Origin of the sequence: Streptomyces sp. NPDC127108 (genome assembly GCF_042677545.1) — a bacterium.
GTDB lineage: Bacteria > Actinomycetota > Actinomycetes > Streptomycetales > Streptomycetaceae > Streptomyces.
This window is the reverse complement of the sequence record NZ_JBHXTE010000045.1, coordinates 1-25,612: the sequence shown is the minus strand read 5'-3', so window position 1 is coordinate 25,612 and position 25,612 is coordinate 1. Positions and strand designations below refer to the sequence as shown.

At 72.7% G+C, this 25,612-nt stretch carries 21 protein-coding genes, 2 tRNA genes and 1 pseudogene; 5 read left to right on the top strand and 19 right to left on the bottom strand.

Going from position 1 to position 25,612, the window contains the following annotated elements:
• Window positions 1-73: 73 nt before the first annotated feature.
• The 5 genes from ACFVHO_RS31485 to leuS all read right to left on the bottom strand — a co-directional run bounded on the left by ACFVHO_RS31485 (window position 74) and on the right by leuS (window position 9,447).
• Window positions 74-2,830 carry a ComEC/Rec2 family competence protein gene (locus ACFVHO_RS31485; RefSeq protein WP_385722061.1) on the bottom strand — a complete coding sequence of 919 codons (2,757 nt, stop codon included), beginning with the start codon at window positions 2,828-2,830 and terminating at the stop codon, window positions 74-76.
• 98 nt (window positions 2,831-2,928) lie between these two features.
• A complete protein-coding gene (locus ACFVHO_RS31480; RefSeq protein WP_385722058.1) occupies window positions 2,929-4,188 on the bottom strand; it encodes a helix-hairpin-helix domain-containing protein in 1,260 nt (419 codons plus the stop codon).
• Between the two features lie 130 nt (window positions 4,189-4,318).
• Window positions 4,319-5,164 carry a DegV family protein gene (locus ACFVHO_RS31475; protein ID WP_385722056.1) on the bottom strand — a complete coding sequence of 282 codons (846 nt, stop codon included), beginning with the start codon at window positions 5,162-5,164 and terminating at the stop codon, window positions 4,319-4,321.
• Between the two features lie 135 nt (window positions 5,165-5,299).
• Complete coding sequence (locus ACFVHO_RS31470; RefSeq protein WP_385722053.1) at window positions 5,300-6,091, bottom strand: hypothetical protein; 792 nt, start codon at window positions 6,089-6,091, stop codon at window positions 5,300-5,302.
• A 416-nt stretch (window positions 6,092-6,507) separates the two neighbouring features.
• A complete protein-coding gene (leuS, locus tag ACFVHO_RS31465) occupies window positions 6,508-9,447 on the bottom strand; it encodes a leucine--tRNA ligase (protein WP_385722050.1) in 2,940 nt (979 codons plus the stop codon).
• 426 nt (window positions 9,448-9,873) lie between these two features.
• Here leuS and ACFVHO_RS31460 point away from each other — a divergent pair, with 426 nt between their 5' ends.
• Together ACFVHO_RS31460 and ACFVHO_RS31455 are read left to right on the top strand one after the other, a co-directional pair.
• Window positions 9,874-11,319, top strand: coding sequence for a cytochrome b/b6 domain-containing protein (locus ACFVHO_RS31460; RefSeq protein WP_385722047.1), 1,446 nt, complete (start codon window positions 9,874-9,876; stop codon window positions 11,317-11,319).
• Entirely contained in the window at window positions 11,316-12,908 is a 1,593-nt protein-coding gene (locus ACFVHO_RS31455) for an NADH-ubiquinone oxidoreductase-F iron-sulfur binding region domain-containing protein (protein ID WP_385722044.1), read from the top strand. Before ACFVHO_RS31460 ends, ACFVHO_RS31455 begins: the two co-directional genes overlap by 4 nt.
• 111 nt (window positions 12,909-13,019) lie before the next feature.
• On the opposite strand, the gene ACFVHO_RS31450 is transcribed toward ACFVHO_RS31455, so the two are convergent.
• Window positions 13,020-13,092, bottom strand: a tRNA-Ala gene (locus ACFVHO_RS31450).
• A gap of 114 nt (window positions 13,093-13,206) precedes the next feature.
• On the opposite strand from ACFVHO_RS31450, the gene ACFVHO_RS31445 reads away from it, so the two are divergent.
• Window positions 13,207-14,505, top strand: a complete 1,299-nt coding sequence (locus ACFVHO_RS31445) for a glycosyltransferase 87 family protein (protein WP_385722041.1) — start codon at window positions 13,207-13,209, stop codon at window positions 14,503-14,505.
• Here ACFVHO_RS31445 and ACFVHO_RS31440 read toward each other — a convergent pair.
• The 3 genes from ACFVHO_RS31440 to ACFVHO_RS31430 all read right to left on the bottom strand — a co-directional run bounded on the left by ACFVHO_RS31440 (window position 14,484) and on the right by ACFVHO_RS31430 (window position 16,450).
• Window positions 14,484-14,717 carry a hypothetical protein gene (locus ACFVHO_RS31440; RefSeq protein WP_016643127.1) on the bottom strand — a complete coding sequence of 78 codons (234 nt, stop codon included), beginning with the start codon at window positions 14,715-14,717 and terminating at the stop codon, window positions 14,484-14,486. The genes ACFVHO_RS31445 and ACFVHO_RS31440 overlap by 22 nt on opposite strands.
• 3 nt (window positions 14,718-14,720) lie before the next feature.
• The gene (locus ACFVHO_RS31435; RefSeq protein WP_190113686.1) at window positions 14,721-14,897 is read right to left on the bottom strand and encodes a hypothetical protein; all 177 of its coding nucleotides are present in this window, start codon (window positions 14,895-14,897) and stop codon (window positions 14,721-14,723) included.
• 89 nt (window positions 14,898-14,986) lie between these two features.
• Window positions 14,987-16,450 (bottom strand): MFS transporter, encoded by a 1,464-nt coding sequence (locus ACFVHO_RS31430; protein ID WP_385722037.1) that lies wholly within the window; start codon window positions 16,448-16,450, stop codon window positions 14,987-14,989.
• Between the two features lie 93 nt (window positions 16,451-16,543).
• On the opposite strand from ACFVHO_RS31430, the gene ACFVHO_RS31425 reads away from it, so the two are divergent.
• A complete protein-coding gene (locus ACFVHO_RS31425) occupies window positions 16,544-17,560 on the top strand; it encodes a helix-turn-helix transcriptional regulator (protein WP_385722034.1) in 1,017 nt (338 codons plus the stop codon).
• Window positions 17,561-17,678: 118 nt separating this feature from the next.
• Here ACFVHO_RS31425 and ACFVHO_RS31420 read toward each other — a convergent pair.
• The 7 genes from ACFVHO_RS31420 to ACFVHO_RS31390 all read right to left on the bottom strand — a co-directional run bounded on the left by ACFVHO_RS31420 (window position 17,679) and on the right by ACFVHO_RS31390 (window position 22,039).
• Window positions 17,679-17,751: transfer RNA gene (locus tag ACFVHO_RS31420), tRNA-Ala, on the bottom strand.
• 128 nt (window positions 17,752-17,879) lie between these two features.
• Entirely contained in the window at window positions 17,880-18,521 is a 642-nt protein-coding gene (locus ACFVHO_RS31415) for a histidine phosphatase family protein (protein ID WP_385722031.1), read from the bottom strand.
• Window positions 18,518-18,976, bottom strand: coding sequence for a ribosome silencing factor (gene rsfS / locus ACFVHO_RS31410; protein ID WP_030362627.1), 459 nt, complete (start codon window positions 18,974-18,976; stop codon window positions 18,518-18,520). The genes ACFVHO_RS31415 and rsfS overlap by 4 nt, the downstream gene beginning before the upstream one ends.
• Window positions 18,977-19,134: 158 nt before the next feature.
• A complete protein-coding gene (locus ACFVHO_RS31405; RefSeq protein ID WP_385722028.1) occupies window positions 19,135-20,868 on the bottom strand; it encodes a LytR C-terminal domain-containing protein in 1,734 nt (577 codons plus the stop codon).
• A 16-nt stretch (window positions 20,869-20,884) separates the two neighbouring features.
• Window positions 20,885-21,535 (bottom strand): nicotinate-nucleotide adenylyltransferase, encoded by a 651-nt coding sequence (gene nadD / locus ACFVHO_RS31400; protein WP_385722025.1) that lies wholly within the window; start codon window positions 21,533-21,535, stop codon window positions 20,885-20,887.
• Window positions 21,536-21,603: 68 nt separating this feature from the next.
• Window positions 21,604-21,768 (bottom strand): hypothetical protein, encoded by a 165-nt coding sequence (locus ACFVHO_RS31395; RefSeq protein WP_385722022.1) that lies wholly within the window; start codon window positions 21,766-21,768, stop codon window positions 21,604-21,606.
• Between the two features lie 115 nt (window positions 21,769-21,883).
• Window positions 21,884-22,039, bottom strand: a complete 156-nt coding sequence (locus ACFVHO_RS31390; RefSeq protein ID WP_385722020.1) for a hypothetical protein — start codon at window positions 22,037-22,039, stop codon at window positions 21,884-21,886.
• Window positions 22,040-22,140: 101 nt separating this feature from the next.
• On the opposite strand from ACFVHO_RS31390, the gene ACFVHO_RS31385 reads away from it, so the two are divergent.
• On the top strand, window positions 22,141-23,256 hold the full coding sequence (locus ACFVHO_RS31385; protein ID WP_385722017.1) for a M48 family metallopeptidase: 1,116 nt from the start codon (window positions 22,141-22,143) through the stop codon (window positions 23,254-23,256).
• Between the two features lie 55 nt (window positions 23,257-23,311).
• Here ACFVHO_RS31385 and ACFVHO_RS31380 read toward each other — a convergent pair whose 3' ends face one another.
• The 3 genes and pseudogenes from ACFVHO_RS31380 to ACFVHO_RS31370 form a co-directional block, all read right to left on the bottom strand.
• A complete protein-coding gene (locus ACFVHO_RS31380) occupies window positions 23,312-24,376 on the bottom strand; it encodes a hypothetical protein (protein ID WP_385722014.1) in 1,065 nt (354 codons plus the stop codon).
• Window positions 24,377-24,523: 147 nt separating this feature from the next.
• The gene (locus tag ACFVHO_RS31375; RefSeq protein ID WP_385722012.1) at window positions 24,524-25,153 is read right to left on the bottom strand and encodes a hypothetical protein; all 630 of its coding nucleotides are present in this window, start codon (window positions 25,151-25,153) and stop codon (window positions 24,524-24,526) included.
• A gap of 123 nt (window positions 25,154-25,276) precedes the next feature.
• Window positions 25,277-25,612, bottom strand: a pseudogene (locus ACFVHO_RS31370) (gamma-glutamyl-phosphate reductase); the annotation flags it as partial.

Genomic DNA, 25,612 nt, shown 5'->3' with positions numbered 1-25,612 from the left:
AGCAAGCCTATTCGCCTGACGCACCGCCAACCGTCACGTCCCGAGGCACCCCCGCCCCCTCCACCCCCACCCCTCACCTGCGTGTAGTCACCCCCAGCTCGACCACCCCGCCCTCACCCCTGCCCCCATCCGCACCCGCACCCGCACCCGCACCTAGACCCTGCCCCGGTGGCTCCGCCCCCGCCCCGGCCCGCCCTCCTGTCACCGCGATGGCCCCGCTCGTGTCCGTCCGCAGCACCTGCGCACCCCCGGCCCGCAGCGCCGCGACCGTCCGGGGCGAGGGGTGTCCGTACGGGTTGTCCTCGCCGCACGACACCAGCGCGAGCCGCGGCCCCACCCGTCGCAACAGCAACGCATCTTGGTACGCCGACCCGTGATGCGCGACCTTCAGGACGTCCACCCGCGACAGCGCGGCGCCCGCCGGGGTGCGCAACAGTGCCCGCTGGGCCGGTGGTTCCAGGTCGCCCAGCAGGAGCAGGGTGAGCCCCGCGACCCGCACGAGGAGGGTGACGCTGGCGTCGTTCGGCCCCTCCGGCCGTGCCCCCGGGCCGGGCGGCGGCCAGAGCACCCGCCACTCCAGCGGCCCGGCCCGTCTCCGCTCCCCGGCGACGGCCCGCGTCAGGGGAATCCCCCGCGCCGCCGCCTCCCTGCGCACGAACTCGGCCTGCCCCGGCGGCTCCTGGAACCCCGTCGTCTGGATCGCCCCCACCGACCGCCCCCGCAGCACCCCGGGCAGCCCCGCCACATGATCCGCGTGAAAGTGCGTCAGGAGCACCAACGGCACCCGTGTGACACCGAGCGAGCGCAGACACCGGTCGACGAGCACGGGATCAGGCCCCGCGTCGACGACCACCCCGGCACCCCCGCCCGCCGCGAGCACGGTCGCGTCCCCTTGCCCCACATCGCACATCACAAGCCGCCACCCCGGCGGCGGCCAGCCCGCGATGACCCGGGCGAGGGGCGGGGGTTGAACGACCGCCAGCAGGAGCAGCAGCACGCAACCCGCACTCAGCCACGGGTGCCGGGCGAGCCTGCGGCAGGCCAGGACCACGACGACGGTGACGAGCACGAGCAGCAGCGCCCCGCTCCAACTGCCCGGCCAGTCGATCCCGTTCCCCGGCAGCGCCGCCCCCGTCCGGGCGATCCCCGCGATCCATCCCACCGGCCAACTCGCGCACCACGCGAGCACCTTGGCCACCGGCATCGCCACCGGCGCCACCGCGAGCGCCGCGAACCCCAGCACGGTGGCAGGCGCCACAGCGAACTCCGCGAGCAGGTTGCACGGCACCGCGACCAGGCTCACCCGCGCCGCGAGCACCGCCACGACCGGCGCACACACCGCCTGCGCCGCCGCCGCGGCCGCCAGCGCCTCGGCCGCCCGCCCCGGCATCCCACGCCGCTGCATCGCCGCACTCCACCTCGGCGCCAGCGTCAGCAACGCCCCCGTCGCAAGCACGGACAACAGGAAGCCGTAACTCCGCGACAGCCAAGGGTCGTACAGCACAAGGAGCAGCACCGCGGCGGCCAGCGCGGGCAGCAGCGATCTGCGCCGCCCCGTGCCGATGGCCAGCAGCACGATCAGCCCACAGGCCGCCGCCCGCAGCACACTCGGCTCCGGTCTGCACACGATGACGAACCCGAGCGTCAGCCCGCCGCCGAGCAACGCCGTCGTGCGCAGCGGGATGCCCAACCTCGGGGCGAGCCCCCGTCGTTCCGCACGGTGGGCCGTCCCTGGCGGTCCGATGAGCAAGGCCAGGACGATGGTGAGGTTCGCACCGCTCACCGCGAGGAGATGGGTGAGGTCGGTCGCGCGGAACGCCTGGTCCAGGTCCGGCGGCACCCGCGAGGTGTCCCCGATCACCAGCCCCGGCAACAGCGCGCGGGCATCATCCGGCAGCCCGTCCGTCGCCTCCCTCAGCCCTGCCCGCAGGTCCCCCGCGAACCGCTGTGTCGCCGACGGCGCCCCGACCACCTGCGGCGCCCGCCCCTCGGGCACCCGCAGCACGGCCGCGATCCGCTCGCTGTCCGACCACGGCACCGCGAGGCTCCCGCGCACCAGCAGCCGCGTGGACGGCAACAGGTCCAGCCACGGCGACCCTCGCGGCCGCGCGGCCGTGTCCCCGGCGCGTCCGTCTGCCACTGCCTCCCCTGCACCTGTCGCCCTCTCGTCCCTCCCCTCCTCTCGCACGATGACCAGCACCGGCGCCCGCGTCCCGCTCGTCGTACCGTCGGCCTCCTTGACGCGGACGACCTCCCCGTTCAGCACGATGGACGGCGGAGCCGCGCGGTCTCCGGTCACCCGGGGACGCGTACGGCGTGGGTCCGACGTCACCTTCACCTCCGCCGTCACCTCGGCGTACCGCTCCGCGAGCTCGGGCACCGGGCCCCGGTGCAGGTCCGCCCCGTGCAGCCCGGCCGAGGCAGCCGACGCCGCGGCGCACAGCAGGATCGCGGCCACGCTCACCCGACCCCACGCGAAGCGGCCCCGTCTCCGGGGCGGGACACGCCCTCCCGTCCGGGCGCGGGCACCCCCTGCACGGGCCTGCCCGCCCCCGCACCCCCACGCGGTCCACGTCACCAGCAGCACTCCGGCCACCACCACGCACACCACGACCGCGCCGACCACCACTCGGGGTGGGGCGTCCAACGCGAGGGCCGCCGCGGCCCAGGCCGCGAGGGCGGGTGGCACGAGGCGAAGGTCGGCGGGGCCCTCCTGGGGCGGGTCGGCGGGGACACCCTGGCGCGGGTCGGCAGGGTCGTCCTGATGCAGGTCGGGTGCGCTGGGGCCGAGGCTGGGATCAGGCCCGGGGCCAGCCGCCCGCCGCCTCATGAACGTCCCCGCGCCTCTCATCCCGGTGCCCCTCGTCCCCGCCCCTCTCGTCCCGGTGCCCCTCGTCCCCGCACGCCCCGTCCCCGACTCCGAGCGCCTCATGGCCGCACAAGGTTCTGCAGATCGGCGAACCGCTTCTCACCGATGCCGTTCACTTCCCGGAGTTCGTCGACCGAGCGGAATCCCCCGTGCTCCGTGCGGTAGTCGATGATGTGCTGCGCCAGGACCGGGCCGACCCCAGGCAGGGTGTCCAGTTGCTCGACGGTGGCGGTGTTGAGCCCCACGGGTCCCGCCGCCGCACCGACGCCGCCTGCCGGTCCGGCCGTTGTGCCTCCTGCCGTCGCTCCGGGGCCGGAGCCCGGTGGGGCGGTCGGCGCGGGGCCCGCTTCCGGTGGGGCGGGGCCGCCCACCACGATCTGCTCGCCGTCGATGAGCAGCCGGGCGCGGTTGAGCCCTTCCGTCTTCGTGCCGGGGCGGACCCCGCCCGCCGCCCGCAGCGCGTCGGCCACGCGGGAGCCTCCCGGCAGTCGTTGCACACCGGGGCTGCGGACCTTGCCCCTGACGTCCACGACGACGCCTGCCGCCGCGCCCGCGCCGCTCCCCGCGCCAGTGGCGTCGCCCGGAGTGCTCTGCGGCAGTTCCCCGTCGGGCGCGGGCGGCGTCCCCGGCGAAGGGGACGGCCCTGGCTCGCCGCCGGGCCCCGCCGCCTCGCCCACCACGTCCGGCGCCCGGACCGGCTGCGTCCGCCCGGCCCAGAAGTGCTGCGCCGCGAAGACCGCCGCCACGATCAGGACCAGGCCGAGCGCGATGACGCTCCGCCGCTCCAGGCCGCACCGCAGCCGAAGCCAGAGCGGCAGCCTCTCCCGCACGGCGAGCCCGGCCCGCACCCGCCACGACGGCTCCGCCCGGGCATCGGCCCCGGAACCCTCATCCACCGCGTCCGGCTCGCCCGCAGGGTTCTCCCGGCCCACCTGGCCCGGGCTCGCCGCGTCCACAGCGCCCGCACCACCAACACCGCCAGCGCCACCAATGCCCCCAACCCAAGCGGGAGTTCGACGCAATCCCCGCTCAGACCCCACAGGCACAACAGGCGTAGCAGGCACAACAGATCCCACCGGCCCCACAGGCCGCGTCGGAGCGCGCCCCCGTCCTCCTCCCCTCACGCCCGGCTCGGCGAAGAGCGCCTCGGCCCGCAGCCGCATGGCCTCCGCCGCCGCGCGCCTGCGTCGGGCCCGGCGCCGAGCATGGCGTCGTGTCGCCTGCCCCACGGCGACGCGGTGTTCTTGCGCACGCCCGTCCGGGCCCGGCGCCTGCCCCGGGCCGCCCCGCACCGTCTCTGAACCTGATCGAAGTCCCATGCCGAGAACGCTAGGCACCGCCACGGGAACTTGTTGATCTTGCTCAATTCCCGGGGATTACCCGGCAGTTGTGGATAACTTCGTCACCCGCACGAGCGAACCTCACCCGCGCAGAAGCGGGAGCCGGACCTCACCGAGGCGACACCACAGCCCCGAGCAGTCCGGGCCCGGTGTGCGCCCCGATCACCGCGCCCACCTCGCTGACGTGCAGGTCGACGAGGCCCGGGACGCGGTCTCGGAGGCGGTCCGCGAGAGTCGCCGCGCGCTCGGGCGCCGCGAGGTGGTGCACGGCGATGTCCACGTCGTGCGCCCCGGCCCGCTCGATCACGATCTCCTCCAGCCGGGCGATCGCCTTCGACGCCGTGCGGACCTTCTCCAGCATCTCGATACGGCCGTCGTCCAGCGCGAGCAGCGGTTTCACGGCGAGCGCGGAACCCAGGAGCGCCTGGGCCGCGCCGATGCGGCCGCCGCGGCGCAGATAGTCGAGGGTGTCGACGTAGAAGTACGCGGACGTCGCCGCGGCCCGCTTCTCCGCGGCCGACACCGCCTCGTCCATCGTGCCGCCCGAGTCGGTGGTCTCGGCCGCGGCGAGGGCGCAGAAGCCGAGGGCCATGGCGACCATGCCGGTGTCGACGACGCGGACCGGCACGGGCGCCTCGCGGGCGGCGAGGACGGCGGCGTCGTACGTTCCGGAGAACTCCGCCGACAGGTGGAGCGAGACGATGCCGGTGGCGCCCGCCTCCGCGACCTTGCGGTAGGTCTGGGCGAACAGCTCGGGGCTGGGGCGCGAGGTGGTCACGGGGTGGCGCTTCTGCAGGGCCAGCGCGAGCGAGCGGGCGGAGATCTCGGTGCCCTCTTCGAGTGCCTGATTGCCGAGTACGACCGTCAGCGGCACCGCGGTGATGTCGTGCCGCTCCATCGTCCGCTGCGGCAAGTAGGCCGTTGAATCGGTGACGATCGCGACATGGCGGGACATGAGCTGGAGATTACCCGCAGGAACCCGGGTGCGGCAGTCCGACCCCTGCACGCGGGCGACGGGGGCGAGGTGCCCCGACGGGGCCTCGGGCATGCGGGAGGTGCGGGCCGTGGTCCTGGGGGCGGGCCCTGCGGGTCAGGTGGTGCTCTCGGGCTTGGGCTTCTTCTGCCAGGGGTACGTCGGCTGCGGTGCCGGCGGGGTGATGGCGGGTCTGGTCGGCTCCTGGGAGGCGCGGTCTTCCTCGGCCGCGCGGTCGGACGCCTGGGGCCGGGACGGCTTGTTCAGGTCGGCCGCCGCGGTGCCGGACCCGGTCTTCGCCTGGTCGGTCTGCGAGGTCGTCGCGGGGTCGGACCACGAGGTGAGGGGCTGGTCGTCGGACGGGCCGGCCGTCCAGTGCCGCAGCGCGCCCGCTTCCATGTCGATCTGCTCGCTGAGCAGGTCCAGGTCGTCGTCCGCGAACTTGTGGGCGCGGTCGCGGGCCGCCCAGCGGAGTGAGTCGGCGGCCTTGACGATCTGCTCGGTGCGCTCCTTCAGGGCGGGCAGGCGCTGGCTGAGCTCGATCCGGTCGGGCTCCCGCTCCAGGCGCTTGAGCTCGTCGTCCAGCTCGTGGCCGTGGGCGCTCAGGCGCTGGAAGAGCGCCAGGGACTCGTGCAGCGAGGAGTCCTCGGCGACGCCCGCGCGCAGCGAGTCCTGGGTGGCCCGCATGGAGGTGCGCAGTCGCAGTCGCAGCTGGGCCAGCTCGCCGACGGCGCCGGGCTGGGCGAAGGTCCGCGCGCGCAGGGTGGTGTCCTCCACCGTGCGGCGGGCCTGCGTGATCGTGCGGTCCATGCCACGCCGGGCCGCTCCGACCGCCTTGACCACCGCATACGCTCCCAATGCCAGGAACAGCACGAAGAGCAGCGCGACCACTGCGATCACGGCTTCCACGATGCTTCTCCTTCGGCCCGGCGAATCGGTCTGCGGCGGTGCGGGGTGGTGCGGGGGTGGTGCGGGACAGCGCGGTTTCCTGCCGAGGGCGCCGAGCTCCCCGTCTTCCGCACGGGCTGATCTCGCCGCCTTCTCCACGGTAAACGCAGCAACCCTCCTGAGGGTTCCAGCGGAACCCCCAAGCTGCCCGTAGGGGACTACCCCGATGCGCGTCGCACGGCCCGCAGTTGGCGGGTCGGCCCAGGCGCGCCACGGCTGGCCACGAACAGAAAGCGGCGGGCCCCCTCAGGGACCCGCCGCTCGCCGACCACACCGGACCAGTCAGCCCAGCCGCCCGGCAGCCCGGCAGCCCGGCAGATCAGCTCAGCCGATCAGCTCGGCCCGGCCACACCACCCCGGCCAGACCACATCGCCCCTCACGCAGGAACGATGTTCACCAGCTTCGGCGCCCGCACGATGACCTTGCGGATGCCCGCGCCGGCCAGCGCGGCGACCACGCGCTCGTCGCCCAGGGCCGCCTTCTCCAGTTCCTCGTCGGAGATGGTGGGCGGGACCTCCAGGCGGGCCTTGACCTTGCCCTTGATCTGCACGACGCAGGTCACGGTCTCGTCCACCACGTACGCGGGGTCGGCGACCGGGAAGTCCTGGTGGACGACCGAGTCGGTGTGGCCCAGCTTGCGCCACAGTTCCTCGGCGATGTGCGGGGCCAGCGGCGCGACCAGCAGCACCAGGCGTTCGGCGACGGAGCGCGACACGGGGCCCGCCGCCTTGGTCAGGTGGTTGTTCAGCTCGGTGATCTTGGCGATGGCGGTGTTGAACCGCATGCCGTCCAGGTCCTGGCGGACGCCGTCGATCGCCTTGTGCAGCGCCCGCAGGGTGTCCTCGTCGGGCTCGGCGTCAGTGACGGTCACCTCGCCGGTGGCCTCGTCGACGATCAGGCGCCACATGCGCTGCAGCAGCCGGTACTGGCCGACGACCGCGCGGGTGTCCCAGGGACGCGAGACGTCCAGGGGACCCATCGCCATCTCGTACAGGCGCAGCGTGTCGGCGCCGTACTCCTCGCAGATCTCGTCCGGAGTGACGGCGTTCTTCAGGGACTTGCCCATCTTGCCCAGCTCGCGCTTGACCGGCTCGCCCTCGAAGAAGAACACCCCGTCGCGCTCCTCGACCTCGGCGGCGGGGACCGGGAAGCCACGGCTGTCGCGGTAGACGTAGGCCTGGATCATGCCCTGGTTGAACAGCTTGTGGAACGGTTCGGCGGACGAGATGTGGCCCAGGTCGAACAGGACCTTCGACCAGAAGCGGGCGTACAGCAGGTGCAGTACGGCGTGCTCGGCGCCGCCGACGTACAGGTCGACGCCGCCGGTGGGCTGGCCCTCACGGGGGCCCATCCAGTAGCGCTCGGCGTCGGGGGCGACCAGCTGCTGGTCGTTGTGCGGGTCCAGGTAACGCAGTTCGTACCAGCAGGAACCGGCCCAGTTGGGCATGGTGTTGGTCTCGCGGCGGTACTTCTTGGGGCCGTCGCCCAGGTCCAGCGTGACGTTGACCCAGTCCCCGTTGCGGGACAGCGGGGTCTCCGGAGAGGTGTCCGCGTCGTCCGGGTCGAAGGTGCGCGGGGAGTAGTCGTCGACCTCCGGCAGCTCCAGGGGCAGCATGGACTCGGGCAGCGAGTGGGCCACGCCGTCCTCGTCGTAGACGATCGGGAAGGGCTCGCCCCAGTAGCGCTGGCGGCTGAACAGCCAGTCGCGCAGACGGAAGTTGACGGTGCCCCGGCCGATGCCCTTGCGCTCCAGCCACTCGGTGATGCGGGCCTTGGCCTCGACGACGACCAGGCCGTCCAAGGTGACGTCGGCTCCAGAGGAGCCGATGATCTTCGCCTCGTAGGAGTCGAAGGAGTCGTCCCACGCGGACGGGTCGGTGCCGCGGCCCGCGGCGGAGCCGCTGTCAGATGCCGTGGAAGGATCGACCACGCAGCGCATCGGCAGCTCGAAGGCGCGCGCGAAGGCGAAGTCGCGGGAGTCGTGCGCGGGGACGGCCATGATGGCGCCGGTGCCGTAGCCCATCAGGACGTAGTCGGCGATGAAGACCGGGACCTGCTCGCCGCTGACGGGGTTCGTCGCGTACGCGCCGGTGAAGACGCCGGTCTTCTCCTTGGCGTCGGCCTGGCGCTCGACGTCGGACTTGGCGGCGGCGAAGGCGCGGTACTTGGCGACGGCCTCGGCGGGGGTGGCGTGGCCGCCCGTCCACACGTCGTGGGTGCCTTCGGGCCAGGCGGCCGGGACGATGGTGTCGACCAGCTCGTGCTCGGGCGCCAGGACCATGTAGGTGGCGCCGAACAGGGTGTCCTGGCGGGTGGTGAAGACGGTGATGGCGTCGCCTTCGGAGCCGACGGGGAAGTCGACGCGCGCGCCTTCGGAGCGGCCGATCCAGTTGCGCTGCTGCAGCTTGATGGCCTCGGGCCAGTCCAGCGCGTCCAGGTCGTCCAGCAGGCGGTCGGCGTAGGCGGTGATGCGCATGTTCCACTGGCGCAGCTTGGCCTTGAAGACGGGGAAGTTGCCGCGCTCGGAGCGGCCGTCGGCGGTGACTTCCTCGTTCGCCAGGACGGTGCCCAGGCCCGGGCACCAGTTGACGGGGGCGTCGGAGGCGTACGCCAGCCGGAAGCCGCTCAGGACGTCGGCGCGCTCCTTGGCGTCCAGGGCGCTCCACGCGCGCGTGGAGTCCGGTACGGCGCGCTCACCGCTGTCGAACTGCGCGATCAGGTCGGCGATCGGGCGGGCCTTCTTCGCCTCGTCGTCGTACCAGGAGTTGAAGATCTGCAGGAAGATCCACTGGGTCCACTTGTAGTAGTCCGGGTCGATCGTCGCGAAGGAGCGGCGCTTGTCGTGGCCCAGGCCCAGGGCGCGCAGCTGTGCCTTCATGTTCTCGATGTTGGCTTCCGTGGACACGCGCGGGTGCGTGCCGGTCTGCACGGCGTACTGCTCGGCGGGCAGGCCGAAGGCGTCGAAGCCCAGGGAGTGCAGGACGTTGTGGCCCGTCATGCGCTGGAAGCGGGCGAAGACGTCGGTGGCGATGTAACCCAGGGGGTGGCCGACGTGCAGGCCCGCACCCGAGGGGTACGGGAACATGTCCATGATGAACTTCTTGGGGCGTGCGACGAGGGCCGGGTCCCCGGCCAGGTCGCCGCTCGGGTTGGGCGCCTCGTACGTGCCGTTCGCGTCCCAGAAGTCCTGCCAGCGTGCCTCGATCTCGGCCGCCAGGGCGGCCGTGTAGCGGTGCGGGGCGGCTGCCTCGGCGGCGGTGGCGCCTCCCGCGCCCGCCGCGCCTTCAGCAGTGGCGGAGGAATTCGTCTCGCTCATGGTCCTCAAAGCTCCATCGATCGTCTCTGCCTGCAGAAATGGCCGGACGGCCAAATAAAAATGCCCCTCGCACAGGAGGGGACGCCGCGCCGATTCCGACCGCGCTCACTGGGCGGTCGGGACTGATCAGCGCGGCCCGCTAAGCAGAAGGCGTACGGCACGCATGGCGTCAGGGTACCGCAGCGCTCCGGAGCCGGGCCACGCGCTTTGTCCGTATCCCCGGCACTCTCTGGAACCCCGCGCGTGTGACGCCCGGTTGCCCCCGGAACCCCACCCATGGCCAAGGATTACTCCGCGTACCGCCCACTATCGGGGCAACACCAAGATCGAGTCGCGCTTTGATAACAACGCAATAACTCAAACCACGTACCCATCGGTATGGCTCGACTTAGCATGCGGCGACCGAACCACTTCGGAGTCGCCCCCATGAACCCTCTGAATCCGCACCGCAAGAGCCGAGGAAGCCCCACGCCCCCCGCAGCGCCGCCGCGGCGCTCCCCCTCGCCGCGGCGGTCCTCCCCGGCGTCCGCGCCCTTCCCGCCGCCCGCACCGCCCTCGGCACCGGCGTTCCCCTCCTTCCGCGCGCCGAGCAGAGCGGCCCGCGGCATCGTCACCACGGCCGCACTGCTGCTGATACCCCTGCTCGTGTTCGCGGGAGGCGACGACTTCCGCGCCGCCCTCGACTTCACCACCGGCGTCCTGTCGCTGGTCGCCCTGACGGCGTCGGTGATGTGGGGCCTCGTCGCCTCCGACCGGCTCTTCCTGCGCTCGCGCCAGCGCCTGCTCGCCCAGGCCGTGCACCGGGCCACGGCGATCGCGTCCGTGGGCTTCCTGCTGCTGCACGGCACCGTGAAGCTCGCCCTCGACCACGTCTCCGCGGTGGGCGCCCTGGTGCCCTTCGGGCTCGGGTTCACGGGCAGCGACGGGCTCATCGGTCTGGGCTCGCTCGCCGGGCTCCTGATGATCACCACCAGCGTCACCGGCGCCCTGCGCAGCGCCTTCGCCTCACCGGTCCAGGTCGCGTCCCGGTGGCGTGCGCTGCACATGCTGGCCTACCCGGCCTGGTGCGCGGCCCTGATCCACGGCCTGTACGCGGGCCGCCCCCCGAAGCCGTGGGTGGTGGTCCTGTACTGCCTGTGCCTGGTCGCGGTCGCCGGAGCGGTGGCGCTGCGCGCGGCGCCGCGTCCGGTCAAGCGCAAGGTGGCCGCCCGGATCTTCGCCCTCCTCGACCCCGACGCCCGGCCCGCGCCCGACCGCTCCCGCCGCCGCGAGGCCCCCGCGCCCACCCGGGACACTGCCTCGGCACCCCTGCCCGGCACCGCCTCGGGCCGCGCCGCCGCCTCGGCCGACCAGCCCCCGGTCGTCGGCATCGCCGCCGCCTACCGCGCGCTGGCCGCCCCCTCCGACCCCGACTCGTCGCTGCCGCCGGACCTCCAGCCGACCGAGGTCCTGCCCACCATGGCCCCCCGTTGGCCGGCCCCCTCCCCGCCCCCTCCGGCCGAGGCGCCCTCGGCCCCGTTCCCGCACGCCTCCGTAGACAACGACTACGACTCCGTAGCGAGCACGTACGACTCCGTGGACATCGGTCACGGGCCGACGGGCAGCGGTGGCGGTCTTCGCGACTCCCAGGACACACAGCACGACTACGGAGACAGGGGCTTCGGCTCCGGGGACGCCGACCCGTACGACGCCTCGTACGACACCGGCCCCCAGCCCGCCTACCACCCGCCCCTGCACGATCCCCTGTCCGTACACGACCCCCTGCACGACCCCGTGTACGACGACGGCCCCGCCACCCAACAGCTACCCGGCCCCTTCCAGGCGCCCAGCAGCGGCGAACCCTGGAACGCGTCCACCGGAGGCAGCAAGTGAACGCGTCACTGCCCGATGTCCCCGAAGTCCGCGTCGTCGGGCTTCCGCTGCTGACCTCGGGCTTCGATCTGGTCGAGCGGCTCGACCTGGCCATGCACCTCAAGGTGCACGGCCCGCTGGAACCCATCGCGGGCGAGCAGCTCGCCACGCTGGCCGAGCAGATCTCGCTGCGTGGCCGCGGCGGCGCGGGCTTCCCGTTCGCCAAGAAGCTGCGGGCCGTCGCCGAGGCCGCGATCCGACGGGGCGTACGGCCCGTGGTCGTCATCAACGGCAGCGAGGACGAGCCCGCGTGCCGCAAGGACACTGTGCTGATCAACCGCGCCCCGCACCTCATCCTGGACGGCGCGCTGCTCGCCGCCGAGGCGCTGGGCGCGCGCACGCTCGTCGTCGGCGTGACACGGGACTCCACGGAGGCCTCGATGCAGGCGGCGCTCGCCGAGCGCGGTCTGAGCAACCGGCGCGGATCGATCCTCCGCGCGCGCGTGCAGCGCAATCCCGTGCGCATGGTCACCGGTGAGTCCTCGGCCCTGGTGCGCTCAGCGGACGGCGGACCACCGTTGCCTCCGGGGCGCAAGGTCCGCACGTCCGACTCCGGGGTGGGCGGCGCGCCGACGCTCCTGTCGAACGCGGAGACCTTCGCGCAGCTGGCTGTCGCCGCCCGCATCGGCGCGGAGCGCTACCGGCGCACGGGCCTGCGCGACGAGCCGGGCACAGTGCTCCTCACCCTCTCCGGAGCCGTCGCCCGGCCGATGGTCCTGGAGGTCCCGACGGGCGTGCCCCTCCGCTACGTTCTCCAGCTCGCCGGTGCCCCCCCATTGCCGCAGGGCGTGCTCACGGGCGGCTATCACGGCAAGTGGCTGGACACGGTCACCGCGCACGACGCGGTCGTGTCCCGGGCCGCCCTGGAGGCCTGTGGGGGCGCGCTCGGCGCGGGCGCGATCCTGCCGCTCGGACCGGGCACCTGTCCGCTGGGCGAGGCCCTGCACGTGGCGAACTGGCTGGCGGCGGAGAGCGCCGGTCAGTGCGGGCCCTGCTATCTGGGGCTCCCCGCCGCCGCGCGCGGGCTCGCCGATGTCCTGGACGGTGGCGGGCCCACCGCTCTGGAGGCGCTGCGCGAGGTGACGCGGGCGGTGAAGCGGCGGGGTGCGTGCAAGCATCCGGACGGCTCGGCGGCGTTCCTGGAGTCGACGATCGCGGCGTTCACCGACGATCTGGCCGCGCACGTCCTGGGCGACGGGTGCGGGCGTCCCGTGGAGGGCGTCCTGCCGCTCCAGGACGACAGCCCCCAGGGGGAGGCGTCGAGCGGCCGCAAGCTCGCCGTCGACTGGACGCTGTGCCAGGGCCACGGCCTGTGCGCGGACATCGTGCCCGAGCTGATCCAGCTGGGACCGGACGGCTTCCCCGCGGTCGCAGAGGCCGCCGTACCGCGCTACTCCGAAGCGCGTGCCCAGCGCGCGGTGCGCCGCTGTCCCGCGCTGGCCCTGCGCATCGAGGAGGCCCCCGCGGCGATCCCGGCGCAGGCGCCGTCGGCGGGCCTGCCGATGCTGCCGCGGGGCCGCGGGCGCAGGGCGCTCGGCAGCGGGCGGTGAGGGAGGCGAGGGCGGGCTGAACAGCCTGTACGAGGGAAGCCCCGGGCACACACCCGGGGCTCCCCAAACGAAAAGCGGGCCACCCGATTCGGGTGGCCCGCTCATCTGCTGTGGAGCTAAGGAGAATTGAACTCCTGACCTCCTGCATGCCATGCAGGCGCTCTACCAACTGAGCTATAGCCCCTTGTTGCTGCTCCGCCCGGTTTCCCCGGCGGCTCCGCAAACATTACACGCACACCCCCGTGGTCCACCAAATCGTTTCCGTCCCGGACACCCGAGGTCACTACGGTCCGACCACGTGTCCGTGATCGCCACCGCTGTCGTCCGCCGCCGTGTGCCCCTGGCCGCCGGGGTCTGCGCGCTCTCCTTCGTCCTCTTCTGGGCCGCTCAGCGCGCGGCCGACGTCTCGATGATCGACCTGTCCGTCTACCGCGCGGAGGGCCTCGCCGTGCGTACGGGCGCCGACCTCTACGCGCTGCGTGCCACCGAGTACGACCTGCCCATGACGTACCCGCCGTTCGCGGCGTTGCTGTTCACACCGCTGACGCTGCTGGCTCCGGCGGACCTGCGCCCGCTCGCCACGCTCGGGAACCTGCTGCTCCTGTTCACCTTCGTACGACTGTCCCTGCGGCTGGTGGGAACGTGGCGGCACGCGCGCGTGGAGACCGCCCTGTGGGTGTCGGCGGTGGCTGTCTGGGCGGAGCCGGTGTGGACGACGCTGCGCTACGGGCAGGTGAATCTGCTGCTCGCCGTGCTGGTGCTGTGGGGCCTCACGCGGCGCCCGGACCACCGGTGGGCGGGCGTGGGCATCGGGATCGCCGCGGCGATCAAGCTGACGCCCGGCCTGTTCGCGGTCTTCCTGCTCCTGGTGGGTGCCGTGGCGGGGATACGGCACGGTGCGTGGCGGCCTCCCGTGCGGCACGCGTGCGTGGCCACCGGCGCGTTCCTGGGGGCGACGCTGGGCGCGGCCGTGGTGCTGCCGGACGACTCCCGGAACTTCTGGACCCGGGTGGTCTTCGAGACCAGCAGGGCCGGGCGGGGGGAGAACACCGCGAACCAGTCGGTGCGCGGCGTCCTCGCGCGGCTGCTGCACACGCCGGAGCCCGGCGCCTGGTGGGCGGCCGGGGCGGCGGCGGTCTGCGTGGCCGGGCTCGCCGTGGCGGTGGCCGCGGCGGCGCGCGGGGACCTGGCCTGGGGCGTGGTCGCCTGCGCGGCGACCGCGCTGCTCGTCAGCCCGGTGTCGTGGTCGCACCACTGGGTGTGGTGCGTGCCGATGGCGCTGCTGCTGTGGACGCGTGCGGCGCGGTGGGGCGGCCGCGGGCGGTGGGCGGTGGCGGGCGGCCTCGTGCTGGCGTTCTGCTCGTACGCGCTGTGGTGGGTGCCGCACGGCCATGGACGGCGTGAACTCGACCAGAACTTTGGCGAGATGACGCTGTCGGCGATCTATCCGCTGGCCGCTTTCGGCTTCCTCGCCGTCGCCGCGGCCGTCGCCCTGGGCCGTCCGCGCACGGGATCAGGGCAGCGGCGCGGAGGCCGGGGCGGCCGGGCAGGGGGGTTCAGGCGCTCGCGGACGCCTCAGGCGGTGGCGAACGAGTAGAAGCGCTTGAGGGTGCAGTGCTCGTCGAGCAGGCGGCCGTAGATCGGCTCCCCTTCGAGTTCGCGGTACGTCTCGATGGGGTCGCCCTTTATGATCAGCGCCCGCGCGCACTCCTCGCACCAGTACTGGTAGTCCGGGTTGACCGGCTCCATGTCGCGGACGATCGGCGTACCACTGCCGCACCAGTCGCATTTACGCCTGTGTGCACCCATCGATCAGCTCCAGCTGTGGCCGCAGGCGGTGCACACGTAACTGACTCCGCCGTTGTCGCCGAGGACTTGAGCCACGTGGGCCGAACCGCAGGAAGGGCAGTGGAGGAGCGTGGCATCGCCGACCTGTATGTCCGCCACTTCGAAGAGGCCCCCGGCCTCTTCGAGGATGCTCGAAGGCATCGCGCTCTCCCTCCCGTCGGGTCACCGTCGGCGCTTTGGTGCAGTCCCCTTCCGGCCCCGTCGATTCTGCCACGACCACGGCGAGACGGTCAGCGACGCATACGTACCAGTCCGGACACGGCCCCCAGGGCGGCCGCCGCGGCGAGCGCGTAGAAGCTCACCAGGAGCGCGTCCGCCGATGAATACGCCCCAGGAGCCCCCTGCGACTCAATCCGGGCGAGGAAAATCGCGCCGAAGACCGCGACGCCGGTGAGCTGTCCCAGCTGGGTGACGGTGGCGAGGAAGCCACTGGCGTCCGCCGCGTCCTCGGGATTCACCGTCGCGAGCGCGCGCGTGAGGGTCGGGCTGAATCCCAGCGCGAGGCCGAGGCCGCCGCCCACGAACGCCACGTACAGCCACAGCCCACCGTCGTCTCCGTCCCGCAGCAGCAGGCCCACCGCGACGCACGACACGGCCGCGAGGGCGAACCCGCCCGGGATCAGCGCCCGTTGCAGGGCCGCCGGCCACTTGCGCCAGGTCAGACCGACCACTCCGAAGACGATCGCGGACGGGGCGAACGTCAGCCCCGCGCGCAGCGCGCTGTAGCCGAGGCCGCCCTGGACGTGCAGGGACAGCACGAAAAGGAACCCGGAGTTGACCGCCATCACCGCGGCGAGCCGGAACACGGCGAGGCCCATGCCCGGCACCCGCAGGACCCGCGGCGAGATCAGCGGCGCCCCACCGCGCCGGGCGAGCCGCGCCTCGTACCAGCAGAACAGGGCGAAGAGCACGGCGGCGGCGCCGAGGGACACCCAGGTCCACAGCGGCCAGCCCTCCTGCTCGCCGAGGACGAGCGGCACCGTGAACGCCGAGACGGCGGCGGCGAGCAGCACGAGCCCCGGCAGGTCGAGCCCGCGCGCCCGGCCCGCGTCACTCCGGTCGTCGCGGGGCAGCACCCGGGCGGCGACGAACAGCAGGGCCACGCCGACCGGCACGTTCACCAGGAACACGGGGCGCCAGCCGGTGCCGAACAGGTCGGCGCTGACGAGGACGCCGCCGACGACCTGTCCCGCGGCGGCGCCGGTGGCAAGGACCGCCGAGTACGCGCCGAGCGCCTTCATCCGTGCCTCGCCGGTGAAGTTCCGCTGGATCAGGCTGAGCACCTGCGGGATGAGGACGGCGGAGCCCGCGCCCTGCAGGAGCCGGAAGGCGATCAGCTGACCGGTGCTCTGGCTCAGCCCGCAGGCGAGGGAGGCGGCGGTGAAGACGGCGAGCCCGACGAGGTAGACGCGGCGGTGGCCGAGGCGCTCGCCGAGGCGCGCTCCGGTGATCAGCAGGACGGCGTACGTGATGGTGTACCCGGCGATGACGAGTTGCAGCCCGGCGCCGGACGCGTGCAGTTCCTCGCGGATCGTGGGCGCGGCGACGTTGACGATGAACACGTCGAGCAGGGCCATGAACTGGGCGGTGAGCACGACCGCGAGGAGCCGTCCGGGGCGGATGTCAGTGCCAGGGGCTTTACTGGACGCAGGAGTTGGGGCGGAGGTCGCCGCGGGTGGGGTCGTAGTCGTCATGCCCCGAGCGTGGTCGCGGGCGGGTACAGGTAGTGAGAGCCCGCCGATGCTGGTACTGGCAGCACCTGGCAAGGGCCGGGACGGGGACGGACGATGGGGGACGTGACGACGATGGACATGACGGGGACACCACGCACGGTGCCGTCCGCACGAACGACACCGCCCGCACGCGCGGCACGGCCCGCACGCGCGGCACGGCCCGCCCGCACGGCACCCACGGGCACGACCACGCCCGGCCCCCTGCCCGCACCCGCGCCCACATCCACCGCCCCCCGCCGCCGCCCCGAGCTGGCCGCGTTCCTGCGAGGCCGCAGAGCCCTCGTCACCCCGGCCGACGTGGGCATGCCTCCCGGCCCCCGGCGCCGCACGCCGGGCCTGCGCCGCGAGGAGGTCGCCCAGCTCTCCGGCGTGGGCGTGACGTGGTACACGTGGCTGGAGCAGGGCCGCCCCATCAACGCCTCCGCCCAGGTCCTGGACGCCGTCGCGCGCACACTGCGCCTGGACAAGGCCGAGCGCGAGCACCTGTACGACCTGGCGGAGGTGCCGTACGCCGCGCGGAAGGAAGCGGCCGCGGAGACGGTGGGCGCGGAGATACAGGGCATCATCGACGCCTTGGACCCGCACCCGGCGGTGGTCTACAACACGCGGTACGACATCCTCGCCACCAATCCCGCCTACAGGGACCTCTTCCTCGTCCCGCCGATCGAGGCGATAGGCGTGGAGAACGTGCTGTGGACGCTGTTCGTCGTGCCGGAGAAGCACTGCCCGCTGGTCTTCCGGGACTCGGAGCTGCCGGTGATGGTGGCGACCCTGCGCGGGGAGTACGGCCGGCATGTGGGCGAGCCCGCCTGGGAGACCTTCATCCGGGAACTGTCCGCGGCCAGCCCGGAGTTCGCGCGGCTGTGGGCGAGCGGCTATGTGGTGCCGCCGGGGCCACGGGTGAAGACGTTCTGGCACAAGGCGGTCGGTGAGCTGCGGATGACGTCGGTGTCGCTGTCGATCAACGGCATGCCGGACTGCCGCATCGTGGCGTACACACCGGATGACGAGGAGACGAAGGATCGGATGGCCCGGCTGCGCGGGCTGCGCCGTGACGGCGAGTCCGGGTGAGAGGAGGACGCCGGTGAGGAGGGCATGGGTGGGGAGGGCGCCGATGAGAAAGATGCCGGGAATGACGAAAGCGACGCGGCTCACGTTTTCCGTGAGCACACGCCGCTCGTCGTGCGAGTGGAGCTAAGGAGAATTGAACTCCTGACCTCCTGCATGCCATGCAGGCGCTCTACCAACTGAGCTATAGCCCCGCGTGTTCTTCCCGCTCGGCGGGCGAACAAGAAGAACTTTAGCCTGCGACCTGCCCGAATGTGAAATCCGGCCCCCGGACCCTGTGACCTGGGCTTCCGCCGGGACACGCCGACTCGTCGAACCGGCCCTAGTCGTCGTCGCCGAGCACCGGCTCGGGCAGCGTGCCCGCGTTGTGCTCGAGCAGGCGCCAGCCGCGCGCGCCCTGGCCGAGGACCGACCAGCAGCAGTTGGAGAGCCCACCCAGGCTCTCCCAGTGGTGCGGCTCCAGGCCGAGGAGACGCCCGATGGTGGTGCGGATGGTGCCGCCGTGGCTGGCGACGACCAGCGTGCCGTTGTCGGGCAGCTTCTCCGCGTGCCGCAGCACGACCGGGGCGGCGCGGTCGGCCACCTCGGTCTCCAGCTCACCGCCGCCGCGGCGGACCGGCTCGCCGCGCTTCCACGCGGCGTACTGCTCGCCGTGCAGGGCGATGATCTCGTCGTGGGTCAGGCCCTGCCAGGCCCCGGCGTAGGTCTCGCGCAGGGACTCGTCGTGGGTGACGTCGAGGCCCGTGACGGCGGCCAGCTCGGCGGCGGTGGCCGCGGCCCGCCTGAGGTCGGACGCGATGATCGCGTCCGGCTTCAGGGAGGCGAGCAGCCGGGCGGCGCGCCGGGCCTGACCGAGGCCGACGTCGGTCAGCTCGATGTCCGTGGTGCCCTGGAAGCGGCGCTCCAGGTTCCAGGCGGTCTGGCCGTGCCGCCACAGGATGATCCGGCAGCCGCGGTTGCTCACCGCAGCTCACCGCCCAGCTCGCGCAGGGCTCCGGCCTCCTCGGCGGCCTGCTGCCGGTCGGCGTACTCGGCGGCCTTGCCGCGGGTGGCCTTGGCCTCGGCGGGCAGCTCGATCTCGGGGCAGTCCTTCCACAGGCGCTCGAGCGCGTAGAAGACACGCTCCTCGCTGTGCTGGACGTGCACCACGATGTCGACGTAGTCGAGGAGGACCCAGCGGGCCTCGCGGTCGCCCTCGCGGCGCACCGGCTTGGCGCCGAGTTCCTTGTTGAGGCGCTCCTCGATCTCGTCGACGATCGACTTGACCTGGCGGTCGTTGGGCGCGGAGGCGAGCAGGAAGGCGTCCGTGATCGACAGCACGTCGCTGACGTCGTACGCGATGATGTCGTGCGCGAGCTTGTCGGCGGCCGCCTGGGCGGCGACGGTGATGAGCTCGGTGGAGCGGTCCGTGGCGGTCACTAGAGAGCTTTCCTTCAGATGGGCAATACCCATCAAGGGTCTCACGGACCGCCCACGGGTCCCCAGAAGATTGTTTCGACCACGCCAGAACCGCTCCGGGGCCTGCTCCGGGACCTGCTCCGAGGCCTGTCCCGGGCCTGCCCGGGACCTGTCCGGGCCTAGTAATCCCCGCCGAGCACCACCGACACATCCGCGTTCGGAGCCGTCTTGCCCTTGCGGACCGCTCCCGTGGGCAGGCCGAGGGTCTTGGCGACCTCCTGCGCCTCCGCCTTCTTGCCCGCGTCGGCATAGGTGACCTGCGACGACGCGGACGTGGCGGAGCCGCCGTCGACGAAGGTGTAGCCGCCGTTGACCAGCGCGATGCGGGCCTTCTCCGTGGAGTCCTTGTCGCCGGTGGCGTTGCGCACGCCGACCCGGACGGCCGCGCCCTGCTCGGGGCTCTTCACGGCACCGCCGAGGACGTCCTTGACCACGCTCGTGCTGGCCTTCTCGGTCAGCGTCCCGTCGTCCTGGACCGGAAGGAGCGCGGTGGAGTAGTCGCCGCCCTTGGCGCGGTCGGCGAGCTTCGCGAGGAAGGTGCCGAGGTCCTTCTCCTTCAGCGACGGGTCGAGGATCTGCGCGAGCGACTGCACGGTGACGGTCGCGGCCTGCGGGTCGGACGACAGCTTGCGCAGCACGCCCTGCATGACCTGCCCGAACCGGGTGAGCTGCGCGGTCTCGGACTCGCCCGATGCGCGGTAGGTGGCGTACGCGACGGCCATCGGTCCGCTGAGGGTCTGCTGCTCGCCCTTCTTGACGAGCGGCGCCTCGCCCTTCTTCTTCGACTTCGGGTCGGGGACGTCGGCGTTGGTGTCGATGTCGATGTTGCCGACGAGTTCGACGAGGTTGTTGAGGTAGGGGGTGTCCAGGCGCCAGGTGCCCTCGACGTGGGTGCCGAGGGCCGTGTCGATCTCCTCGCGCGTGCCGGTCGAGCCGTCGTCCTCGACGGACTTGGCGAGCGTCGTCGCACTGCCGTCGTCGCCGGTCAGGGCGAGGGAGTCGGGGAGCAGGACGGTGCTGCCGCGCTTGGTGGTGGTGTTGTTCACGAGCAGCGCCGTGGAGGTGCCGCCGCCCTTGGTGTTGTGCAGGTGGACGACGATCACGTCGCGCTTCTGGGGCCCGGCGGCGGCCTCCCCGCCGGACTTCTCCTCCGAGCCGCCGGGCAGCTTGCCCGCCGACCACAGGTAGCCGACGCCGCCGACGACGGCGAGGGCCAGCACGACGACGAGCGCGACGACGCGCGAGCGACCCCGCCGCTTGGCCTCCTCGCGCCGCTCGGTGCGGCTCTCGGTGAACTTGAGCCAGTCGATGACGTCTTCGGATTCCTCGTCCGGTTCCTCTATGAACGAGAACTGCTCGGTGCGGTACTCGGGCGCCTCGTCGCCCTCGTGCGGCCGCTCAGGCCCGGCTTCCCGCTCCGGGGACGGCTCGGCCTGCCGCTGGCGCGGGGGCTGTTGGTGCGACGGCGACGGCTGCGTGTGCTGCGGCTGTTGGGGCGCCTGCGCCTGGTGCGACTGCTGCTGCGGAACCCACCCGGTCTGCTCCCGCGTGTCGTACGCGCCCCCGCCGGAGTGGTACGTGTCGTACGGCGACGGCGGCACCGCCGCCTGCTGCCCGGTCGAGCCCTCCGCCGCGTACGGGTCGTAGCCGTACCCCTGCGGCTGCTGCTGCGCGGCGTACGTGTCGTAGCCGGGCGTCGCCTGCGGGGGCACCTGGGGCTGCTGCACCAGTTGGTACACCGGCCGCCCGTACTCGTCGTACCCGACGACCTCGTACTGGTCCGCCGCGTCACCCGCGTACTGACCCGCATACGGGTCCTGGCCCGCATAGGGGTCGTACTGTCGGTCGTTCACCGGTGCCCCTCTCGGCTCAGTCGCCGCGGTACAGCTCGCGCTTGTCGATGTAACGCACCACACCGTCCGGCACCAGATACCAGACGGGGTCCCCCTTGGCGACCCGCGTACGGCAGTCCGTCGACGAGATCGCCAGGGCCGGTACCTCCACGAAGGAGACGCCGCCCTCGGGCAGGCCGGGGTCGGCCAGGGTGTGGCCGGGCCGGGTGACGCCGATGAAGTGCGCCAGCGAGAACAGCTCTTCGGTGTCGCGCCAGGTGAGGATCTGGCCGAGCGCGTCGGCGCCCGTGATGAAGAAGAGGTCGGTCTCGGGGTTGAGGCGGCGCAGGTCGCGCAGGGTGTCCGTGGTGTACGTGGCGCCGCCGCGGTCGATGTCGATGCGGCTGACCGAGAACTGCGGGTTCTCGGCGGTCGCGATGACCGTCATCAGATAGCGGTCCTCGGCCGGCGAGACCTTCTTGTCGCTCTTCTGCCACGGCTGCCCGGTCGGCACGAACACGACCTCGTCGAGGTGGAACTGCGCGGCGACCTCACTGGCCGCCACCAGGTGTCCGTGGTGGATCGGGTCGAACGTTCCGCCCATGACGCCGAGTCGGCGCTTGGCGGCACTGGCCGGTCCCGAGCCCGGGCCGCCCTGCGGGCCGGTAGGCATGTCCTGCTCTCCCATGCGTGCAGACACTACCGGCCCCACCGGCAGGCCCCGGTCTCAGCCGTCCGGGGCCGGGCTGCGACGGCTCAGCGGTCGCGGTTGAAGCGGGTGGTGATCCAGAGCAGCAGGAGCAGCACGACGAAGGCGCCGCCGCCGGTCACGTAGGGGCTGATGCTCGCGTGCTCGTCGGTGTGCTCGCCGCCCTCGGAGGCGAGAGTGACCAACTGGGCGGCGGTGCTGTGGAAGCTCATCGTCAGCAGGACCTATCCGGTGTGGGATCGGGGTAAAGACTTGGGCACATCGTATGCGGGGCCCAGGGGTGCGGCCACGGCGCCCTGCCGGGGGGCCTGCAGACGTCGGCCGGCGTCAGTCCTTCCGGTACCCGCGCAGCAGCAGCCAGCCCACCAGGACGCAGCCCACCACCATCACGATCAGTACGACGCGCAGCAGGTTGCCGAGGCCTGGCTCGTCCTGGGTGCCGGCGGCCAGGGCGAGGGCGTGAGCTGCGGAGATGTGCTCCATGGCGGATGACTCCTTCTGTGTGCTGCCCTGTCACGGTATCTCCGCCTAGGCTGGGGACCGCCTCGGGGGCAGGAACGAGGACACGACATGGGGGATGCGGCATGACCAACGGCAAGCACAACGGCAACGACAACGGCACGGGGGACGGACAGGAGAACGTGCCGAGCCGGCAGCGCAGGCGCTTCCCCGGCATCTCCTCGCGGGCGTACGAGCACCCGGCGGACCGCTCGGCCCTGGTGGCCCTGCGCAAGCTCAGCGGCTTCGACACGGTCTTCAAGGCCCTCAGCGGGCTGCTGCCGGAGCGCAGCCTGCGCCTGCTGTTCCTCTCGGACTCGGTGCGGGTGTCCGACGCCCAGTTCGCGCACCTGCACACGATGCTGCGGGACGCCTGTTACATCCTGGACCTGGAGAAGGTCCCCGCGATGTACGTCCAGCAGGACCCGAAGCCGAACGCCATGTGCATCGGCCTCGACGAGCCGATCATCGTCGTGACGACCGGCCTGGTCGAGCTGCTCGACGAGGAGGAGATGCGCGCGGTGGTGGGCCACGAGGTGGGCCACGCCCTCTCCGGCCACTCCGTGTACCGCACGATCCTGCTGTTCCTCACCAACCTCGCCCTCAAGGTCGCGTGGATCCCGCTCGGCAATGTCGCGATCATGGCGATCGTGACCGCGCTGCGCGAGTGGTTCCGCAAGTCCGAGCTGTCCGCGGACCGCGCGGGCCTGCTCGTCGGCCAGGACCTGCAGGCGTCGATGCGCGGCCTGATGAAGATCGCGGGCGGCAACCACCTGCACGAGATGAACGTGGACGCGTTCCTGGAGCAGGCCGAGGAGTACGAGGCGGGCGGCGACCTGCGCGACTCCGTCCTGAAGATCCTGAACGTGCTGCCGCGTTCGCACCCCTTCACCACCGTGCGCGCCGCCGAGCTGAAGAAGTGGGCCGCGACCCGCGACTACCAGCGGATCATGGACGGTCACTACCCGCGCCGCGAGGACGACAAGGACACCTCGGTCAGCGACTCCTTCCGCCAGTCCGCTTCGTCGTACGCGGACAACGTCCGCACCAGCAAGGACCCGCTGATGAAGCTGGTCAACGACATCGCGGGCGGCGCGGGCGACCTGGGCGGCAAGCTGCGCGGGAAGTTCACCGGGCAGGGCGGCCAGGGCAACGGCGGCTCCGCGTCCAACGACTCGTCGGACCGCCCGTCCGACAGCTAGCCGTCGGGCAACCGGCCGTCCGGCAACGAGCCGTCCGGCAACGAATAACGAGTACTCACAGCGAAGGCTGGGCGGACCGCGCCAGCGTCCCGCACAGCGCCGTGGCGTCCCCCGTCGCGTACGGGTCGGTGCCCGCGGGGCCGCCCGCCTTCGCCTTCTCGCCCGCGAGCAGCGGCCGCAGCTGCCGGGTGGTGTCGGCGGCGCAGGCGAGCGGCCCGGCCTGGACGTAGGAGGCGAGCAGCTCGGCCTGGTGCATGCGCAGGTCGTCGCGGTCGAAGCGGAAGTGCAGCTCGCGCCGGACGGTGAACAGGGAGGCCGCCGCGCGGGCGTCGGCGCGGGCCGGGCGCAGCGCGTACACGAAGGTGTGGTCCGAGGCGACCTCGAGGGTGTCCTTGTCGGTCTCGGAGGCGCGCAGGCTGCCCTGGACGCGCACGCCGGGGTCGGCGAGCGCCGTCCGTGCCCGGTCGAAGCGGACCAGCCAGCCGGTGGGGGCGTGCCGCCCGTCGGCCGCCGGGTGCGTGAAGCTGCGGTCGAACTGGTCGAGCTGGCCGGGGTCGAGCAGGACGCGGGCGGAGCGCACGGCGCGCCCCATGAGCACCTCGGGGTCGAGTGCGGACTGCACCAGGTAGTCCTTGGCCGTGGCGAGCGCGGAGACGACCTGGCCCTCGGAGAAGTGGGCGGTGCGGCGGGCCGCGGGCAGGTTGATGCCGCCGGCGCCGATGCGGAACTGCGCCGCGGGGCTCTTGGCGAACAGGTCGGCGACCTTCGCGGAGCCGGGCACGCGGCCCTGGGGGGCGAGCGGTATGACGGTCATCCGGAGCGGGTCGGGGCGTTTGGCGGCCGGGCTGCTGTACGGGTGTCGTACGCCCATGTAGATCGCGGTGCCGAAGGCGACGGCGATGAGGACGACGAGGACGACGATCTGCCGGGAGAGGCGGCGGTGGGGGGTGGGCCTGCGGCGCACGGCGCGCGCGTGGTCGCCCATCCGTTCCCGCGCGGAGAACTCCTGCAGCCGCGCAGCGCGCACGAACGACTCGTCGAAGACGACGGATCGGTACTCGTCCTCACCACCGGGAGCGCCCTCGGGTGTCCCCGCAGGTGGTTCTCCTGGCCCGCCCATACCTTCAGGGTAGGTCTCCGGGCCGTCAGGTAAACGCCCTGGTACACGACAACTTCTGACAACTCCTCACGCTCGCAGCCCAGTTGGCGGGCGCCGGCGTGCGCGGGCGGTCTCGGTGGGTCCGGCCTGGGCGGACGCGCCCGGCGCTCAGGGGGTGCGGGGCTCGGCGGGGACCGGGGACTGGCCGAACTCCGCCGACGCGGAGGGGCTGCCGGAGTCCCCAGGGCCCGCGTTCTGTTCGACCTCGGTGGTGGCGGGCGGGGGTATCCGGTCCTGGCGGCCGGACGACGCCCCCCGGTAGACCGCGGCGAAGGCGAAGGCGACCATGCCTATGCCGAGCAGGAGGGCGAGCATCCAGGCCACGGGGCGGTGCCAGCGGACCTTGGCGGCGCGGCGGCCGTAGCGCCCGCGGCCGTCCTTGAGGTAGTCCGGGTCGTCGAGGTCGTCGTAGTCGTCGAGGTCGCCGTCGCGGCCGAACTCGCCGGTGTCGTAGCCCTCGTAGAGGTAGTCGTCGTCGTCCGGTCCCGAGCCGTCGGCGCCGTGCGGGCCGCGGCGGCGGGCGCGGCCCCTGCGGGCCTCGGCCTCGGACGCCTCGGCGCGGGCCTCGGCGGCGGCGAGCAGCCGCTCCACCGCGGTGGGTTCATGGATCTCGGCGGCGCGCACGAAATCCTCGTCGAAGACCACGGAGGCGAACTCTTCGTCCGCACCCCCGTGGTCGCGGTCGTCGTCGGGTTCCCAGCCGTCGGGAAACGGCGAACCCCCCACGTCCTCCGGCACCCGTCCAGCGTAGACCTGGACGGGGCAATTTGGGCAGACGCAAAGGCAATTCGGGGGTTGTGACCCTCAACGCCCCACTACCCCGCGGGCGTCACGCGACGTGACGCGCGCCGCGCGCGACCGTCACCGGACGTGACCGTCGCCCGTCACGATGTACTTCGTGGAGGTGAGTTCCGGCAGGCCCATCGGGCCGCGGGCGTGCAGCTTCTGCGTGGAGATGCCGATCTCGGCGCCGAAGCCGAACTGGCCGCCGTCGGTGAACCGCGTGGAGGCGTTCACGGCGACCGTGGTGGAGTCCACGAGCTGGGTGAAGCGGCGCGCGGCCTGCTGGGAGGTGGTGACGATGGCCTCGGTGTGCCCGGAGGTCCACAGCCGGATGTGCTCCACGGCCTGTTCGAGGGAGTCGACGACGGCGGCGGCGATGTCGTACGAGAGGTACTCGGTCTCCCAGTCCTCGGT